Below are 18917 nucleotides of genomic sequence, written 5' to 3'. Positions count from 1 at the left end.
TGTCATTTCTATGAAGAATACGATTGATAGTTCATCGATTACACTGGAGATTATACTATGAAGATTGTGATAGTCGGAGCTGTCGCCGGGGGAGCCTCTGCCGCAGCTCGTGCCCGGCGGCTGGATGAAGATGCAGAGATCATCTTGGTGGAACGAGGCGAAGCCCCTTCGTTTGCCAATTGTGGACTTCCCTACTACGTAGGAGGCGTCATTGAAAGTCGTGACAAACTCCTGGTCACGCCGAAACAACGACTCATCGACCGTTACCGACTCGATGTGCGAACTTACTCCGAGGCCATACAGATCGACCGGCAGGCTAAAACCGTTCTCATTCGAGATTTGAAGTCAGACAATGAATACAGCGAATCGTATGACAAACTGATTCTATCACCTGGTGCATCTCCCTTGCGACCACCGATTTCCGGTGTTGATCTGCCGCAAGTCTACACGCTTCGTGATCTGGGGGATGCCGATCGCCTATCACAAGCTGGGTCCCAGGCAGAACAAGCTGTCGTGATTGGGGCCGGGTTTATCGGCCTGGAAATGACCGAGAATCTGGTCCGCAGGGGCATTGAGACAACGGTGGTCGAGTTGGCCGATCAGGTACTCCCTCCCTGGGACGCCGAGATGGTCACTTCCGTCACCGAACATTTGCGTAGCAAAGGAGTGAAGCTTGAACTGGCCGATGCTGCCGAAAGTATTGTACCAGTTGAAAATCGACTTTTGATACAACTCCGCTCGGGTAAGAAATTGCCCGCCGATCTTGTGGTACTCAGTGTCGGGGTGAGGCCGGAAAATAAGCTGGCCATTGAGGCTGGTTTAGAAGTCGGCCAGCGCGGAGGCATCAGAGTGAACGAACAGATGCAAACCAGCGACCCCGATATTTATGCTGTGGGAGATGCAGTAGAAGTGCATCACTTTGTTGATGGTACGCCCGTTCAAATCCCTTTGGGTGGCCCAGCCAATCGCCAGGGCCGTATCGCGGCTGATAGCATCTTTGGCCGCAGTGCACACTACCGAGGCACCCAAGGGACTGCAGTCGTCGGAGTATTTGACATGACGGCATCCATGACAGGACTTAGCGAAAAGTCGCTACGAGCAGCAGGAATGGCGTTCGAAAAGATTTATGTTCACCCTAGTCATCACGCTGGTTACTTTCCTGGAGCCGAGCAGATGTCGCTAAAACTGCTATTCGTTCCCAAGGATGGTAAGATTCTTGGGGCTCAGGCTGTCGGTCGCGCTGGTGTGGACAAGCGAATCGATGTATTAGCCGTGGCGATTCAGGCCGGGATGACCGTATACGATCTTGAGGAAATGGAACTGGCCTATGCTCCCCAATACGGCTCAGCCAAGGATCCGGTGAACATGGCCGGGTTCGTTGCGGTTGGAGTGCTGAAAGGAGACCAACCGATTATCCATGCTGAACATTTAATGGAAGCAAGCAACCATTTTTTGGTCGATGTCCGCTCGCCGGAAGAATATGCCAACGGCCATATCCCGAATGCCGTCAATATACCCATGGAAGAATTACGTGGTCGCCTGAGCGAGATCCCCTATGATTCTCGCGTGGTAACCTATTGCCAGGTAGGACAGCGCGGATATCTGGCGTGCCGCGTCCTAGTGCAAAAAGGGTTTCAGGTCGCCAACCTGAGCGGTGGATATACTTCGTATCAACAGTACAGGGCAATTGCGACAACGCCTTGACACATAATAGTAGTTACAAACAATCGAAAGAGATCTCATACGCCCAATTGGAGAATATCATGGAAAAGCAAACTTTGATCGATCATTTGAATCAGGATCTCGCCAGCGAGCTATCGGCAATTATCCAGTATCTCACCTACGCAGCGAAAGCCACGGGACCGTACCGACCACAACTTTCCCAGTTTTTTCTGGCTGAAGTCGCCGACGAGCAACTGCATGCCCAATTCCTCGCTAACAAGATTGTCGCTCTGGGTGGAGAGCCGACGACTGTGCCAAGTACTGTCGCGGTCGCCCAGAGCAACCGCGAGATGCTCGAAGCCATTCTCAGGGCAGAGAAGGATGCCACCGCCAACTACACTCAGAGAGCAAAGCAGGCTGAAGAATTTGGCGACAAGGGGCTGGCGGTGCAACTCGAAGACATGGTCCGCGACGAAAGCGGCCATGCGGAAGAAACTGAGCGAATTCTTCGCGATTGGCCCCTATAGTAGATTGGCAAAAGTTGTTTTCAGAATTCTGCACTTTGAGTGATAGCTGATCTCAAGCAAATAGCGAACAATTGGATCAAAGTACATTCATGGCAAAGAAGCTGACGAAAACAACTATCAATTTTTGGCTGGACACGTTTCTGCTTTGCGTTTTTCTTGCCCTCTGTTGTGTCTCGGTGATTTTACGCTATGTGTTTCCGCCCGGCACGGATTCTGCAGGCTGGACGCTGTGGGGGCTCGATTTTCTTGCTTGGAACGATGTCCAGTTTTTTACGCTCTGCTTGCTCGCAGCAAGCGTGTTGCTGCATGTGATGCTCCACTGGACCTGGGTATGCGGTGTGATTGGCAATTGGGTAAGGAAAAGCCAATCTGGAAATACAGCTTCTAAGGCGGACAATGGCAGTCGCACTCTCTGGGGAGTAGGTCTACTGATTGCGCTTCTCAATGTTCTGGGACTCGTGATCGCGGCTGCATCGCTCACAATCAAGGGACCTCTACCGTAGACTGTTCGCACAGCGGGCAAGAAGCAGTGCCGTTCTGGCTGGGAGCATAGAATTGCGCAGCACCGCGAGTAATTGAGATCACTCCCGTCACGACAATACACCAGGCTGCAATCCGAAAGATTTGTGCTCGACTCACCAGCGACAAGAACTGAGCGCCGTAGCCGACGATCACCATCATCGGTATTGTCCCGATGCCAAAGGCCAGCATCGTGAGCAGCCCCTGTCCCAATTGCGCGGTGCTGCCAGCCTTGATCAGAAAGGCATAGACGAGACCGCAGGGAATAAATCCGGTGAATAATCCGGCCAGCAGCGGACCGGTCCAACCGGGTGCTGAGAGAAACGTCTTGAGCCAGGTGGAAGCGCCGCAGGGTAGTCCGCCCAATAACCGGTAAAAGGGGCGCGGAAGCACGCCAGCCGTTACCAGCCCCATGAGGACTAGCAATGTTCCCGCGAAGATGGCAAGCGTGGCTTGGGATTGTACGAAGCCGCCGGACTGCTTGGTGAGCCATGCTCCGCTAAACCCGGCAATTGCACCGCAGAATGAATAGGTAAAGATGCGTCCCATGCTGAAGATTAATTGGCGATGCAAATGATTGGTTCCAGGGGGCGCCCCCGCACTCAGAGAGATGGCCAAAGGGCCACACATGCCTAGACAATGTGCCGAGCCTAACAAACCACCTAAGAGTATGAGAGGCAGTTCGATCATGGTTGAGCCCCTACGAGTTCTGGCTGGGAAGCGACATGTTCCTTCGACTGGTGCAGAGGCAATTTGGGAGAGATGTCAGCCATCGGCATAGCAGCCCCTTGGGGTTCAGGAAACTGAGCGAGTCGTAATGAATTAGAAACGACTAGAATACTACTCGCCGCCATAGCCAGTGCGGCCCAGATCGGATTCAAGCGACCCGTAGCTGCCAGCCCGATGCCGATCGTGTTATAGGCAAATGCCCAAAACAGATTTTGCTTTACGATCCGCAGCGTTTGCCTAGCCAGCCCTACAGCCCATGGAAATTGCCTTAAGTCATTTGTAAGCAGGCAGACTCCGGCGGCATCGCGGGAAACATCTGCCCCACATCCCAGAGCAACGCCGACATCGGCAGTGGCCAATGCAGGGGCATCGTTTAAGCCGTCTCCCACCATGGCCACCAGTCCCCGCTTCTTCAAGGCTTCGAGTGAAGTTGCCTTATCAGCAGGTAACAGATCGCCTTCTGCGGCAAGCCCGACCTGCTCCCCAAGAGGAGTTACTCGCTTTCCGACATCTCCTGAGAGCATGTATAATTCCAGTCCAAGAGCCTGACACTCTTGGATGGCAAGGGGAGTCTCGGGACGGAGTTGTTCGTGGAAACAAAATGCACCCTGTACCCTATCTTTCCAACCAACAAACACTTGCTGGTCCTCACAGCCTCGATCCAGTTCGCATGGCATCTTCAATCCTTGCTCTTCGAGAAACTGTTGGCTACCTAAATATACGTGGCCAAGATCTGGGTATTCACACGACAAACCTTGTCCTGGCCAGGTTGTGATTTCCTCGCTACGAAACGCTGACTTATCGATCGATTGGGTTTGAGAGAATTCAATAATTGCTTGAGATAGTGAATGAATCGATCCACTTGCTAGTGCAGTAGCCACGTCCATCAAGAGCTCTCGGTTTGCTGACTCGAAAACATACAATTCACTGGCCATCGGCTTGCCGGTTGTGAGGGTACCCGTCTTGTCAAAGCAGGCAATACTCACTCCGGCCAGTCGCTCTAAAACCACTCCGCTACGAAAAAACAGCCCCCCTTGAGCAGCCCGACCCAGTGCCGTCCACACTGCCATCGGAGTGGCCATGCCTAAGGCACAGGGGCAAGCGATCAGCACCACCGACAAGGCGGTCAGAATGCCTTGATCTACCCCGGCATTCTGTCCTTGTCGCCAACCGGCAGCCATGGCGATCACACAAACAAGCGGAATGAATATTGCCGCAATCCGATCGGCAATTTTTTCGTGCCTCCCTTTCACACTGCGTGCTCGGCGGACCATGTCGACGATTCGTGAGGTGGTCTCTTGCCCATCGGCAGCAGTGACTTCAATTCTCAGGTCGCCATCAAGATTGAGCGTTCCACTGTAGACACTCATTCCGACCGATTTCTCTGCCTGCACACTCTCGCCGGTCACGATTTGTTCGTCGACGGCTGCACGTCCCTGAGTAATGATTCCGTCGACTGGAAAACGCTCTCCAGGAAGCACGCGTAAAGTCTCACCGGTAAGAACTGTTTCTCGGGGAACTTCGCTGATCTGCCCGTACTCATCAATTCTACGAACCGTAGCGGGCAGCAGACTTACTAAGGCATCCAGCGAAGCCCCCGTGCGATGTTTTCCCTTGGCCTCTAGCCACCGACCAATGGAGACAAACACCATCACCATCGCGCCTACTTCAAAATAGATGTGTCCCTCGTCGCGCAGTACCGACACCAGCGAATAGCTATAAGCGGCAATTACGCCAGCAAGTATCATGATGTCGGTCGTGAGTCTGCGATTGAGGATAGCTTGCCAAACCTCGCGGGCGATTGGCCCTCCCAAGAGATACAGCACCGGCATGGAGAAGACCAGCGAGGCCCAGCGGAAAAGACTCCGTAGAGCCTCGGCCAAAGGGTTGGCAAAGTTCTCAGCGGGGTAGATGTCTTGGCTCCACAACGCCATGGTAAAGACCATAACATTCATAGTGAAGAAGATTGCCAGGCCCAATCGCAGCAGTCCCTTTGCGGCTGTTCCCTCTTCTTGAGCGGATTCCATAACATCAGCTACCGACCGACAGCCTGAGCAGCAGTAGCTTGCTTCTGTGATTCCCGTATTCGGACCGATTGCGAAACTTGCGGACAAAGGCAAGCCACAGAAAGCACAGTACCGTGGCGTAGCGGAGGTCTTCACGGCGGGGAAACGATTTCAACCTGCAAGGCAGGAAACAGATAGGTGATCGTGTAATAAACGGCAAAGACCCAAAATCCTAGCCAGATAAGACGAACGTACCAAGGGATCCGGTTCCCCATGTAGCCGTGCCAGCGATTCTCAACTTGTGGACTGGTATCCTTGACCGGAGTACTTTCTGCGCTGGTTTCCAGATAGTCGCTCATGCGAGAGTACCTTATTTTTGGAGAATGGAATCGCTGTAGTGGGAGTCGTTTGAGATCGCATCCAATTTCTGTTCTTGGTCAAGCATGGTCTGTTTGGGGTGTTCGATATCGTGAAACATCCCTTGGGTCGCAGCCCAGCCCAGCAAGCACAAAAACCCAGCGCTGGCGAGCAAGTAATTTGACAATGGAGCCACAGCAAAAACGCCTTCGACCGCTGCATCAGAATCATAATCTCGGACCATGACGACTAGTTCAATAAACTTGCTCCCGAAACCAAACATACAAAAGCCAAGGATTACCACGCCCATGATCCCGACTACCCAGTTCTTCGACCGCGAGGGGCCCGTCTCATCCATCAGGTCTTCGTCCATCAGCGCTTACTCCAGTGGGTTCTGCATCTGCTCTTTGAGCGGCACAAATCGTTCATACAAGGGGTATTGCTCTAGCCAGGAACCGAGCCATTGCACATAAGTAATGATAGCCAGTCCCCGCTTATTTGGTTGAGCTGGATCATTCTCATCGAAAAACCAAGTGTATCGTGGCATAGGAGAGTTGGGAGATAATAGGGGAGGATCGAAGAAATGAAGCGCTTGCCAATCGTTGCCACGTCGCCCCCCTTCGCGACTCAAATCGGGGCCCACACGCCGTGTGCCCCACATTACGGGTCGCTGCAGAACATTTTGATATTCGTCGGAAGTTGATACTTTTCCCCAGCGGACGCTTTCGTTGGATACTGGTCGCACAAATTGACTGTGGCAGTGCCAACACCCTTCGGCAGTGTATATCTCGCGACCTAGCTCCAATGCCACAGTGAGGTTTTCTTGATTGGGCTCGCCATAGTACTTTTGAAACTGCTCCGGGTAGCGAACGCTCAAATCTTCAAACTGGTAGATCAAATTCTGATTTTCCGCGAGTTCTGCGACAGACTGCTCAGGCAGGTGTCGATAAAGCAAGACCGGTACCAGTGCGTTGGACAAGAATGCAAACAGGAAGAACCCCAAGCCGCCAATCAGCAGAATGCCAGATTTACTTTCAAACATGTTGGATTTACCTTGGGATTATGCTAGAGCTGCATCCGAGTAGCTGGAGCGCGGTTGTCGAGAAAGTCGCCAAGTCTTCCAGAGGTTGTACACAAAAACTATTTGTCCTGCGATCATGGACAACCCAGCAAAGAGCCGTACTACCCAGAAGGGATACGAACCTTCAATTGAGACTTCCCAGGGCTGCAGCGAGGCCCAAAAAAATCCCTGAAAGATTCCCGCCAGTGTGAGGTCGAGAAACATGATCAGGATTCCAGCGGTTGAGAGCCAGTAGTGCCACTCGCACAAGCTGCGGCTGTACCAAGCTTGCTTCAGCAGCCGGGGAAACAAGTACGTCATTATCCCCAATAACCACATACTGAAAACGCCGAACATCACTAAATGGGCGTGGCCTACGACCCAATCCGTGAAATGGATCAACTTTTGAAAAGTATGTGTAACTTGCATTGCACACTGGGCGCAGGTGATGAAATAGAGAGTCATACCGGTGAAAAACCAGCGAATCGGGAGATTGGTTATAATAGCTCGGCTATCTCCCCAGATCGTACCAATGAAATTGATAATCACCGTTGTTACGACAAACTCTACAGCAATCGTAGAGACGATTGCTCCGTATTCCAGAAAGTCGGGAATGGGGGTGTAGAGAAAATGGTGAATTCCATTGAGGGGATAGAAAAATGCGAGTCCCCAAAAACCAACCAGCGACAAACCATGACTCCAAATCGGTTTCTTCAGCAGGATGGGCACAAAATAGTACATCAGCCCCCAGCCTAAGGGAGTCACAAACAGTCCCACCAGATCGTGAATGAATAGTCCGGCAACGGCACCCGCACTCGTACCTGAGACATAATACTGCGGCATGAAATTGCCCATGGCATAGGTGAGGAACGTCCACACAAACGCAGCCATGAAATACCAGAGCGACACATAGAGAGGACCTCTTGTTTTCACGATAGGCGCCATGAAGTTAATAGACACCAAGGCCAGCCCCACCAATGCCAAGGGATCGATCCAGACTGGGGTCTCTCCCCATTCAACGCCTTGAGCCTGGCCCATTAAGATTCCCACGGCGGTGGAGACTACCACAACTTGCCAGGCGATAAAGATGAAGTATGAAAGGGGCCTGCTTAGAACCGGCTTGAGGGTCAATCGGGGTATCGACCAGTGAAGCGCACCTAAAAAACTGTTCGCGAGAAATCCGTAGGCAATCGCATTGGTATGGACCATTCGCCAGCGACCGGGTGAAAAGTATTCGCTCCCTGTGATCGGATTCCACTGCAACAGCTGCAGTGCCATCATCAAGCCGCCGCTGAACGAGATGAACAGATACGTTAGCGCTGCCAGGAAATACCACAGAACCAGCCGTTCTTCCACCAGTCCAGGACCGGCCGTATTCGCAGAGGACTCGTCAAGGGTGGTTGTCATATGGGGCATTAGATATCCGTCGCTTTTTGATAGGGAACGTAGTCGCCGAGCGGATAGACCAGCACCATCGTCCAGCCAAACACAAGATGCGTCGCTGCAGCTACCCACCAAGGGACACGATTAACAATCAAGTTCTCTGACGACATGTCGACTACTTCTGGCTGAAGCCAGGAAAGAATTCCGTAAAAATTTATGACCCAAATAGCTAGCGAAACAACACTAGCGATCAAAAACTTCATCGCCAGCGATTTGTTGGCGCCCCACCAAGTAAGTGCCAAATAAACAGGAATGCCCAACACCATACCTGTAGCCAAGTACAAACAGCAACCGATGGCCAGCATCAAACCGTTCTGGTCAGGCGGAAAATCAAAAACCTGATCCCCCAAGGGAAATGTGAGATAGCTGCGAATAATCTCCAATGGGTGTTTGCCTGTTAGCACAGAACCAATCACATTAAACAGCAAGCTAGCCATCGCACCGAAGATACCTAACATGAAACCAGTGGTGGCGTAGTATGCTGTGTAATAGCTGGTGGGACGAAACGGAGCGTAGCTCTTCTCGGAAGCGATCTGTGATTCCAACTCAGTCACTCTTTGCTTGAGTTCGAGCAGCTCAGATTCTTTCTTCGTTGTATCCATTTGTGTCAAACCACAGTAAAGTTGTTGCCGGGGTGCTTAGGCCGCCTTAGCGGGAACTTCTATCTCAGGTTCTGCCTCAGGAGAAGTCTCCGTAGGTTCTTCTATCGACTGCGATTCGGGTGGTAAATCCGCATCGCTAAGAGGGGGCTTCCCTTGTCGACGCCGATCGCCGGTTGACTTGATAAAGTGGACAAGTTGCCAAATCGCATCGGGATTCTCCACGAACAACTTCTCGAAGGCAGGCATCGGTGTACCGTTGATGCCTGAATAAATCCGTCGATAAATATCAATAGGCCTTTCTCCACCGCGAAACATGCCCGAGGACAGATCCGCTGCTGCGGCTTTGTTGCCCCAGGTGTCCATGCCGACCTCGACGTTTTCCATCGAACCACCACGCCCAAACCTACCGTGGCACTTGTTGCAGGCGTGCTCCAGAAACAGTTGGTGACCAGCCAAGACCGATTCGTCGGTCATAGGAGGCATTGGCGTAATCGGCATAACGATCTGATCCGAAGAATCCTGCCAGGGGACGAGTATTTCCGAGATGACTTCCTCAATTCCCTCTTCATCAGGGAGTTCTTCGTCCTCGTAGGCGATCATCGCCAGTTCCCGTTCGAGTTCACCGCGTTGGGAAAGTGCGATGACATAATCCACGACCGCCTCCACTTCTTGATCGCTAAGACGATCAAACGACGGCATCGATGTGCCGGTCACTCCCTGGCGTACCGTGCGAATGAGATCCGCACGACGAGGCTTCTTCCCATAGGGCGTCGAGGTGAATTTGAATACCCCATGCGTGTAATTACGTGGCTTGGGATTCAGATAAGGTGCTGCTGGGCCATTACCGTCGCCATCGACGCCATGGCACTGGGTACAGTATTTCGCGTACACAGCGTAACCTAGCTTCAGATGGTCGCTAGTTTCCTCGTCACTAAGCGCAATTGGTTTGTCCGGCGTACCACTGGTTTTGCGAAGGACCTCAGCAATCTGAGACTGCAAATCCTCGTAGACTTCAATTTCTTCAGCGTCTTCTAAGCCTGCAGTCAATTCCCGCACCTCAGCACCCGGAGAAAAACTAGGGGGAGCCTCGCGGCGGCAGCCGGTGCAACTTACGAGCAGAAACAAAAAAATCAGTCGAAGGGATTTTCGATAAGAGAATAAGTGCCTCTTTTGGACCAGATAGTTCAACGAAGTCAAAACTAGAGTAGAGGACATGAGATGTGAATTGACTCCAACTCTGGTAAACCGAAAAACACTTTGACGAACCAGTCTATTAGACTAGTGATTGCCACTTTAATATTGTCTCACTGCTTGTCAAGGTTTCTACACAATCTATCCTGAAGATAAAGGCACGCAAAATGCTTTATATCTTTTCTCCATTCTTGCAGTGTCTCGAAAATGATTTCACGATTGAACACTCAACGTCACATTTAGCGAGCAAGAGATCATGAATCAACGACGCCATGACCCAGAGCGAATATTTGACTTGGATTTAGTACGTTGTACCGAAAATGCCGCACTGGCAGCATGGAAGTATTTCGGAAAGGGTGATAAAAACCAAGCCGACTATGCTGCCTCTGATGCGATCCGGGGGATGTTCTCCTTGATTGATTGCCAGGGCCTGGTCCGAATCGGAGAAGGAAGAAAGGACGATGCACCAGGTATTTTCACCGATGAAAAACTAGGAGCATGGCAGGAAGGTGCGATTCCTGCGGCCATTGCCTTGGATCCCATCGATGGCACGACACTCACCGCCAAGGGATTGCCTGGTGCGATATCGGTGCTGGCTGTCGCCACCTGCAAATCACCGGATGACGATCCTCGTAAACTATTTCCCTCTATACCTTCGCACTATATGGAGAAATTCGCTGTAGGGCAGGCTGTCACTGAAAGTGACGTTCGTGTCCAATTGGATGCCCCACTGGAAACCAATTTAAGCATCGTCGCAGGCCAGCTTCACAAGCGAGTCCGAGACTTGGTCGTCGTGGTTCTTGATCGACCGCGGCACGACGAAATTATAAAAAACCTGCGAGAAATTGGTTGCCGGGTAAGGCTTATCTCTGATGGAGATGTCGCTGCCGCCATTGCTCCAAGTCTTCCCGATTCGGGAGTCGACGCCTATGTCGGCATCGGCGGAAGTCCCGAGGCAGTTATCGCAGCGGCGGCGATTAAATGCCTTGGGGGACAGCAATTCTGCCGCATTTGGCCCAAGGATGAGCAAGAGCGTAATCGACTTTTAACTGAGGAGAACTGCTCAGAGGCCGACCTAAACAAAGTATGGAATGTCAACGATATGGCTCCTGGGGATAACTTGATCTTTGCCGCCACAGGTATCAGCGATTCCCCCATGTTGAGGGGAATCAACTATCGAGACAGCCATTGTGTCACCCATTCAATCTTGATGCGTGCCCGCAACAGAACCGTTCGCCATATCGAGGCGTACCACGACCTCAAGCTCAAAACCGTTCGACTGCACTCGACAGGCGAGGAAATCTCTCTCTAGAAAAAAGTTCTCGGAAAGCAATTGGATAGAGCAGGTGTGCGGATTCGCTCACTCTTACGGCATTTGGATACACTTTTCTACTCCGACTTTTCCGCCTCCATGCTGCGTCTGCGAAGAATTTTTTACTTCGATTGATGATGGTGTTCTTAGGCAATGGGAAGGATGCCTGAATAATCTCTGTCTTCCCCAACCGCTGATTCACGATCTAGTGTTCTGAGCCTCCTAACCAGCGGCCTTATATACACATCATTTCCTCAGACTGGTTTTCCGGCACAAACAATGCAACAGGAGGTACCACCAAGCAAATCACCTAATTCATGTATGAACGGGAGGTAAAGATGACAAGGGAAGTAGTCGTAGTGAGTGGTGCGAGAACGCCAATCGGCGGATATGGCGGCAGTCTGAAAGATATCCCTCCAAGTGAGTTGGCGGCCAAGTGTGTGCGGGAAGCCGTGTCGCGCGCCGCCGTCGAGCCGAAATCAGTGGGTCACGTTGTTTTTGGCAACATAATCCACACGGATGCCCATGATCACTATCTGGCACGCGTGGCAGGAATCAACGGAGGACTTCCCGTTGAGACACCTGCCCTGACTCTAAATCGTCTCTGCGGCAGTGGGTTGCAAGCAATCATCACGGCAGCTCAATCGATCATGCTCGGAGATGCCGACGTGGCAGTGGCTGGTGGTGCTGAGAGCATGAGTCGTAGCCCCTATCTTTCACAGACGATGCGCTGGGGTGCTCGTATGAACGACACATCAATGATGGATGTGATGGTGGGGGCACTCTCCGATCCGTTTGATGATTGCCACATGGGAGTCACGGCAGAGAATGTTGCCAAGAAATGGAACGTCTCACGTGAAGACCAGGACAAACTAGCAGCAGAGAGTCATCGGCGAGCTGCACACGCAATTGAGAAAGGATACTTCAAAGAGCAAATTCTCCCCGTAGAAATTCGCGTGAAGCGCGACACGGTGCTCTTCGACAAAGATGAAACTGTGCGGCCTGAAACAACAGCCGAGAAACTCTCTGGACTGAAGCCAATTTTCGACAGGGAAGGATCCGTCACCGCTGGAAACGCTTCAAGCATCAATGATGCTGCGGCAGCGGTAGTTTTGATGGAACGAGACATGGCGCAGAAGCGTGGATTAAAGCCACTCGGTCAACTTGTGGCCTATAGCTATGCCGGAGTTGACCCTAAGTACATGGGTATCGGTCCTGTACCTGCCGTCCGCGCGCTACTCGAAAAAACGGGGGTCTCGCTCGATGAGATCGACGTGTTTGAAGTGAACGAAGCGTTTGCCGCTCAGGCAATAGCCGTTACACGAGAGCTGGAACTTCCAGAGGACCGGACGAATCCCAATGGAAGTGGTATCAGTCTGGGGCATCCTATTGGTGCTACGGGTTGCATTCTCACGATCAAGGCCCTTTACGAATTAAAACGGACCGGTGGCCACAAGGCGCTGGTGACGATGTGCATCGGCGGAGGTCAAGGGATCGCCGCGTTGTTCGCACGTGATTAAGAACATTTCTCTGAAAACACACATAACAAACAAAGGAATAACTCATGTCTCAGTTGGAAGGAAAGACGGCAATTGTTACTGGTGCCTCACGCGGGATTGGCCGTGCTATCGCAATCGAATTAGCCCGTGCCGGGGCAAAAGTGGCTTTGGTCTATCAAAATAATGAAGCCAAGGCCCAGGCGGTGGCGGAAGAGATTGCGGCTCTACCCGGAACGGCAATCATTGTGAAAGCCAATGTCGGCGTCTCCGCCGAAGCCCGCGCGATGGTCAAACGTGTCGCAGACGAATTCGGTCGCCTCGATATCCTGGTGAACAATGCGGGTATCACCAGAGATACTTCAATCAAAAAGATGACCGACGAGCAGTGGGAAGAAGTCATTCAGACCAATCTCAATGGCTATTTCTATTGCATGTCCGCGGCAATTCCTTTCATGACCGAACAGAAGTCGGGTCGCATCATCAACATCAGTTCGATGAACGGCCAGGTCGCTGCCTTCGGCCAGGCGAATTACAGCGCAAGCAAAGGGGGCATAATTGCCCTCACAAAGACGGCTGCCTTGGAACTTGCTCGAAGTGGGATCACCGTCAACACGGTTTCTCCTGGATTTACGGACACCGACATGTTTTCTGAGGTACCGGAAAAAATACAGGAACAAATAAAGGGAAGAATTCCACTCGGCCGTTTCGGAAAGCCTGAAGAAATTGCCAAAGCGGTTGTGTTCCTGGCTGCTGATGCAGACTATATCACCGGCCAACAAATAAATGTCAATGGTGGTGCATTCATGTAGTACGATAGAGAAAGGTGAGTAGGTGTAGAGATGAGTAGGCAGTAACACATAGGCATACTACCCTAGGGCCAATACTGCTTATTTACTTACTCAACTACTCACCTGCCCACCAACCCAGGAGTGAGGAACTTCGATGAGCGAGAAACCAGAAATACCCAATATTTTCGATCCTTTCGGGATGATGAAACAAATGCGTGACACGGGCATGGAAAACTGGGCCAAGTCGATGACAGACTTTGTCAATAGCGACACGTTCACAGCCGCTCAAGCGGAGACGCTCAACGCGTGGCTGGCAACCTCGACGCCGTTCCGTAAGTTACTCGAAGATACTCTGAGTAAGTCGATGCAGGCGTTGCATCTTCCTTCTACAGATGACTTGGCTCGGCTGGCAGACCGGCTGACCAACATTGAAATGCGGCTAGATGATATGGATGCCAAACTGGATCAGTGTTTGAAACCGCAACACCAAGAACATAGCGAATGAGGCGAATGGATTACCATGACCGAAACCATAAATTCAAATTCCGAGACGTCAACTTCTCCGTTTGAGGATGTGTGCCACCAGTGGCACCAGGCGACGAAGAACCTGGATCAGTTCAATCAATTACTGACGCGAGATGCCAAAATCGCCCAGACTCCCAAGCAACTTGTCTGGGCGCTCAACAAAGCCAAGCTCTATCGCTATGTTCCTCGAGTTGCTAAGGACAAGCAACATCGGGTACCACTGCTGTTGGTGTTCGCCATCATGAATCGGCCTCATGTGCTAGACCTCCGTCCGGGGCACAGCTTTGTCGAATACATGGTCAACCATGGGTACGATGTTTTCCTGCTCGACTGGGGAATTCCGGGTCTCGAAGATCGCGATCTAAAGTACGACGATTATACGCTCGAATACCTGCCACGCGTGATCCGCAAGCTCAAAGCCATCACAAACTGCCAGGAATTCAGCATGCTGGGGTGGTGCTTGGGGGCATTGATCAGCACCATGTACGCAAGCTTAAGGCCTGAGGACGGCCTCAAGAATCTAATCTTGCTAACCGCTCCGCTTGATTTCGCTGATAAAGAAGCAGGGGGCTTTACGAAGTGGGTGAATCATCCCGCGTTTGATCCCGACCGAATTGTGGAGGCTTTTGGCAACGTGCCCGGTGAAGTGATTGACACGGGTGCTAAGATGCTTAAGCCGGTCGAAAACTACGTGAGCAACTACATCAACTTGTGGGAGAACATCGAAGACACGAGCCGTGTCGAAGCATGGCACGCCATGAACACTTGGGTGCGCGACATCATCCCCATGGCAGGTGCCGGTTATCGACAATTAATCACAGAATTCTATAAAGAAAACCGTCTGATGGAAGGGACGCTTGAATTGCGTGGTGAACGTGTTGATCTCAGCAGGCTCCAGGCAAGCCTCTTTAACGTGATTGCTGAGGGGGATCACATCACCCCTCCCTGTCAGTCGGAAAGGATCATGGATCTGGTTGGAAGTCAAGACAAGGAAGTATTTCGCGTCAGGGGAGGGCATATTGGAATCATGGCTGGACGTGGCGCGGAGAAGTCTACTTGGCCGCATATCGATGCTTGGTTGGGGGCACGTTCTGAATAGATAATTTGTCATGGTGGATGCGAGACGTGAACTGGGAAACAATTATCGACGAGCAAGCACTAGCCAAACTGCTGCCGGCAGAATATTCTCACTTTGCGCTACCAGTCAAAGAAAGTCTGGTCGTATTTCTGAATGGATTGCCGCAGAGATTGCAAGAAACGATTCTCTCCGCTCAGTTTGCCCTCCCCCCCACGTCATCGCTCTCTCAACGCTTGGGACTGTTGGCCCATAGCTGCCCCGTGTTGCAAAAGCTGGGGCAAATCCTGGCGCGTGACCAACGGCTGGCACCCGAGCTTCGATTTGAACTTCGTAAACTGGAATCTATGCCTCCGACAGTCTCTCTGGAAGCAATTGAATCCATCTTGGTCGAGGAGCTAGGTCCGCTCGAAACAAGAACCATCGAGTTACTTCCTCCTGCAATTGCCGAGGCAAGTGTCGCAGTCGTGATTCCATTCAGGGACAAGAGCAAGTCAACACAACCGGAAGGAGTGTTCAAGGTTCTGAAACCGGGCATTGTGGAACGACTTCATGTGGAATTAGATATGCTAGCCCAAGTCGGCACGCATCTTGATCATCGCCTCAACGAATTGCAAATTCCGCAACTTGATTTCTACGACACGTTCGACCAAGTTCGCGAGAAGTTGCTAGGCGAACTACAACTCGACAAAGAACAACAGCATCTAGCAAGTGCTGCCAGCTTCTATGCTGATCAACTTGATATACGAATTCCAACAGTGTTCGAACACTGCACTCCACGAGTCACAGCGATGGAGCGAATTTACGGCGAGAAAGTAACCGACCACCAATTTAAGCGTTCAACCGAGATACGCAACCTGTCGGAGCTGGTGGCCAGGGCCATGATTGCCCGACCGATACTTTCTCCCAACAAGCAAGCTTTGTTTCATTGTGATCCTCATGCGGGAAACTTGTTTATTACTTCCGATGCAAAGTTGGCGATTCTGGATTGGAGTCTAGTGGGCTTTCTAGGAGAAGTAGAACGGGCTGCTATAGTGCAGGTCATGCTTGCTGCAATTAGCATGAGACCTACGAGAATGGTAGCGACGATTCTGGAACTCGATGTTCGTCGGCAGTGCGACCGAACAGCCTTGGAAGCGTGTGTGGCTGAATGGCTACGAAAGATGCGACGAGGACAATTGCCGGGACTGACGTGGCTAGTAGGAATGTTGGACGAGGCTGCCCAGTCAGCTCGCTTGAGTATGTCATCTGATATGCTGATGTTTCGCAAGTCCCTATTGACGTTGTCCGGAGTAATCAGCGAGATTGGTGCCGACAGCTTCAATCTCGATCAAGTTCTATTTTGCGAATTTCTACATAACTACATACGGGAATGGCCCAGTCGCTGGCTGTCGTCCTTTAGTTCTCGTGCGTTTCCAACAAGGCTATCCAACCTGGATCTCACGGAAGCACTGTTGGACTCTCCGCTGGCCATCAGTCGCCACTGGCGAGCTATGTGGCAAGATGTATGGGATTCACGGGAAGCTTGCACGCTTTCTTAACAAAACACTGGCAAACGATTTCCATTCTAAACTCAGGATTAAGAAGATGACTCCTGTAAAAGCACTCAATCATATTGGTATCGCGGTTAAAAGCATTGAGGAGCAACGCCCCTTCTACGAACAAACTCTTGGCGCGAAGTTTGAGGGCTATGAGGAGGTGGCTAGCCAGAAAGTTCGGGTAGCGTTCTTCAGAATCGATGACATTCGGCTGGAATTATTGGAACCTACTGACCCAGGCAGCGCTGTTGCGAAGTTCCTGGAATCCCGTGGCGAAGGCTTGCATCATGTTGCGTTTACTGTGGAGAATATTCAGGACCGCATTGCAGAATTACAACAAGAAGGTCTGAGGATGATCGACGAGACACCGCGACAGGGTGCTCACAAGATGCAGATTGCCTTTATCCATCCGAAGAGTACCCACGGTGTGTTAACCGAGTTGTGTCAACCACCGCACTAACTACTGAGGTGACTTACGAACGAGATGGAGAGATTTAGGGCTTGATCGCCGAGTTGTCAGAAAGAATTGTAATTCATGGCAGAAGTAGAATCCTTCCCCCGAATGACGGCAGAAGAGGCCGCAGAACTTATCGAGGATGGCACGCTAGTAGCATTCAGCGGTTTTACCCCTGCTGGCGCAGCCAAAGTCGTTCCGCTTGCGCTGGCGAAGAGAGCCAAGGAACTCCACGCTGCAGGCCAACCCTTTCAGATACGTGTACTTACCGGGGCATCGACGGGACCTAGCATAGATGATGCCCTCGCCGAAGCTGACGCGATTAGTTGGCGCGCCCCTTATCAATCTTCTCGTCCTCTGAGAGAACGGATCAATGATGGTCGGGTGGCATTCGTCGACATGCATCTTTCGCACGTTCCGCAATCTGTGTTATTTGGTTTTTTCGGAAAGATCGATGTTGCCGTCATCGAAGCGAATCGCATTACCGCTGATGGTCGTGTGTACCTAACGACGTCAATTGGAGCTTCCCCTTCTTTTCTACACGCCGCCGAGAAGGTCATCATCGAACTGAATCACTATGTCCCCTACGAAATTAGCGACATGGCGGACATAGTTATTCCCAAGGCGCCTCCTCATCGTCCGGCGTTGGATCTTGACTTTCCCTTACAGCGAATTGGCAAGACCTTTGCTCGTGTGGATCCCGAGAAGATTGTGGGAGTCGTGGAAACGAACAAGCCTGACGAACCAATTCGATTTACTTCGCCAAACTATTACAGCGGTGCCATTGCCCGCCATGTTGTTAACTTTCTCTTGGAAGAGGTGGCAGGCAAACGACTTCCGAAGGAAATGCTCCCCTTGCAGGTCGGGGTGGGAAACGTGGCCAATGCGGTACTCGCTGGTTTGGGGGAGCATCCCGATATTCCCAAGTACATGATGTACACGGAGGTCTTTCAGTCGTCGGCTTTCGAGTTAATGAAGCGCGAATTAATTAGGGGGGCAAGCACTTGTGCCCTGACTCTGACCCCGATTCAGATGCTCGATCTAGTCGGCGAAGTCGATTTTTATGCTCCCCGACTCGTATTACGCCCCCAAGAAATATCCAACAATCCTGCTTTAGTTAGACAGATGGGTGTCATTGCCTTGAACACAGCTCTGGAAATCGATTTGGAGGGCGATGTCAATTCCTCCCATGTGTTGGGCCAAAAGGTATTGAACGGAATTGGCGGCAGCGGCGATTTCGCCCGCAACGCATATCTTTCCATCTTCATGTGTCCCTCGATAGCAAAAGATGGCACGATTAGCACGATCGTTCCGATGTGTACCCACATCGACCACACCGAGCATTCTGTGAATGTAGTTGTCACGGAGCAAGGCATTGCCGATTTACGCGGATTATCTCCAGAAAAGCGCGCGCGGTTGATTATTGAAAAATGTGCCCACCCACACTTTCGCGACTATCTACACCAGTACATCAATAAGGCCGGTCCAGGACACATCCGACACGATTTAAAGAAAGTTTTTGAGCTTCACCAGAATTTATTGCGCGATGGCGCGATGTTACCTGAGTTCCCAACTTCTCACGAGATCAAGGTTCGTGCATAGGTACCCATTTAGAAGTCTCGCCTGAGAC

The 18917-nt window shown here is 51.5% G+C and carries 19 protein-coding genes; 11 read left to right on the top strand and 8 right to left on the bottom strand.

Annotation, left to right across the window (positions count from 1 at the left end):
- Positions 1–57 precede the first annotated feature (57 nt).
- From Pr1d_RS05240 to Pr1d_RS05230, 3 genes are all read left to right on the top strand, one after another.
- Entirely contained in the window at positions 58–1704 is a 1647-nt protein-coding gene (locus Pr1d_RS05240; RefSeq protein ID WP_148072545.1) for an FAD-dependent oxidoreductase, read from the top strand.
- Between the two features lie 59 nt (positions 1705–1763).
- Complete coding sequence (locus Pr1d_RS05235) at positions 1764–2189, top strand: ferritin-like domain-containing protein (protein ID WP_148072544.1); 426 nt, start codon at positions 1764–1766, stop codon at positions 2187–2189.
- A gap of 89 nt (positions 2190–2278) precedes the next feature.
- Positions 2279–2692, top strand: coding sequence for a DUF4405 domain-containing protein (locus Pr1d_RS05230; protein WP_148072543.1), 414 nt, complete (start codon positions 2279–2281; stop codon positions 2690–2692).
- Here the strand turns inward: Pr1d_RS05230 and Pr1d_RS05225 are convergent.
- The 8 genes from Pr1d_RS05225 to Pr1d_RS05190 form a co-directional block, all read right to left on the bottom strand.
- Positions 2673–3398, bottom strand: a complete 726-nt coding sequence (locus Pr1d_RS05225; RefSeq protein WP_148072542.1) for a sulfite exporter TauE/SafE family protein — start codon at positions 3396–3398, stop codon at positions 2673–2675. The two genes, Pr1d_RS05230 and Pr1d_RS05225, sit on opposite strands and share 20 nt — an antisense overlap.
- Positions 3395–5464 carry a heavy metal translocating P-type ATPase gene (locus tag Pr1d_RS05220; protein ID WP_148072541.1) on the bottom strand — a complete coding sequence of 690 codons (2070 nt, stop codon included), beginning with the start codon at positions 5462–5464 and terminating at the stop codon, positions 3395–3397. Before Pr1d_RS05220 ends, Pr1d_RS05225 begins: the two co-directional genes overlap by 4 nt.
- 131 nt (positions 5465–5595) lie before the next feature.
- Positions 5596–5802, bottom strand: coding sequence for a hypothetical protein (locus Pr1d_RS05215; protein ID WP_148072540.1), 207 nt, complete (start codon positions 5800–5802; stop codon positions 5596–5598).
- Between the two features lie 11 nt (positions 5803–5813).
- Positions 5814–6173 (bottom strand): hypothetical protein, encoded by a 360-nt coding sequence (locus Pr1d_RS05210; RefSeq protein WP_148072539.1) that lies wholly within the window; start codon positions 6171–6173, stop codon positions 5814–5816.
- Positions 6174–6179: 6 nt separating this feature from the next.
- Positions 6180–6842, bottom strand: a complete 663-nt coding sequence (locus Pr1d_RS05205) for a cbb3-type cytochrome c oxidase subunit II (RefSeq protein WP_148072538.1) — start codon at positions 6840–6842, stop codon at positions 6180–6182.
- A gap of 18 nt (positions 6843–6860) precedes the next feature.
- Positions 6861–8267, bottom strand: coding sequence for a cbb3-type cytochrome c oxidase subunit I (locus tag Pr1d_RS05200; RefSeq protein ID WP_148072537.1), 1407 nt, complete (start codon positions 8265–8267; stop codon positions 6861–6863).
- 8 nt (positions 8268–8275) lie between these two features.
- Positions 8276–8905: a hypothetical protein gene (locus tag Pr1d_RS05195; protein ID WP_148072536.1), complete on the bottom strand. Its 630-nt coding sequence runs from the start codon at positions 8903–8905 to the stop codon at positions 8276–8278.
- Positions 8906–8941: 36 nt separating this feature from the next.
- A complete protein-coding gene (locus Pr1d_RS05190; protein WP_210417891.1) occupies positions 8942–9952 on the bottom strand; it encodes a c-type cytochrome in 1011 nt (336 codons plus the stop codon).
- 400 nt (positions 9953–10352) lie between these two features.
- On the opposite strand from Pr1d_RS05190, the gene glpX reads away from it, so the two are divergent.
- The 8 genes from glpX (at position 10353) to Pr1d_RS05150 (ending at position 18889) form a co-directional block, all read left to right on the top strand.
- Positions 10353–11408 (top strand): class II fructose-bisphosphatase, encoded by a 1056-nt coding sequence (gene glpX / locus Pr1d_RS05185; protein ID WP_148072534.1) that lies wholly within the window; start codon positions 10353–10355, stop codon positions 11406–11408.
- Positions 11409–11746: 338 nt separating this feature from the next.
- Positions 11747–12928, top strand: coding sequence for an acetyl-CoA C-acyltransferase family protein (locus tag Pr1d_RS05180; protein WP_148072533.1), 1182 nt, complete (start codon positions 11747–11749; stop codon positions 12926–12928).
- A 44-nt stretch (positions 12929–12972) separates the two neighbouring features.
- The gene (locus tag Pr1d_RS05175) at positions 12973–13716 is read left to right on the top strand and encodes a 3-oxoacyl-ACP reductase family protein (protein ID WP_148072532.1); all 744 of its coding nucleotides are present in this window, start codon (positions 12973–12975) and stop codon (positions 13714–13716) included.
- Between the two features lie 133 nt (positions 13717–13849).
- Positions 13850–14200, top strand: a complete 351-nt coding sequence (locus tag Pr1d_RS05170; protein WP_148072531.1) for a hypothetical protein — start codon at positions 13850–13852, stop codon at positions 14198–14200.
- 15 nt (positions 14201–14215) lie between these two features.
- Positions 14216–15319: an alpha/beta fold hydrolase gene (locus tag Pr1d_RS05165; RefSeq protein WP_148072530.1), complete on the top strand. Its 1104-nt coding sequence runs from the start codon at positions 14216–14218 to the stop codon at positions 15317–15319.
- Positions 15320–15345: 26 nt separating this feature from the next.
- A complete protein-coding gene (locus Pr1d_RS05160) occupies positions 15346–16836 on the top strand; it encodes an AarF/UbiB family protein (protein ID WP_168205055.1) in 1491 nt (496 codons plus the stop codon).
- A 46-nt stretch (positions 16837–16882) separates the two neighbouring features.
- On the top strand, positions 16883–17293 hold the full coding sequence (gene mce / locus Pr1d_RS05155; protein WP_148072528.1) for a methylmalonyl-CoA epimerase: 411 nt from the start codon (positions 16883–16885) through the stop codon (positions 17291–17293).
- Positions 17294–17368: 75 nt separating this feature from the next.
- Positions 17369–18889, top strand: coding sequence for a succinate CoA transferase (locus tag Pr1d_RS05150; protein ID WP_168205054.1), 1521 nt, complete (start codon positions 17369–17371; stop codon positions 18887–18889).
- Positions 18890–18917: the final 28 nt, after the last annotated feature.

Source organism: Bythopirellula goksoeyrii (assembly GCF_008065115.1).
GTDB classification, from domain to species: domain Bacteria; phylum Planctomycetota; class Planctomycetia; order Pirellulales; family Lacipirellulaceae; genus Bythopirellula; species Bythopirellula goksoeyrii.
The sequence above is the reverse complement of the archived record's forward strand: the minus strand, read 5'-3'. Positions and strand labels throughout refer to the sequence as shown.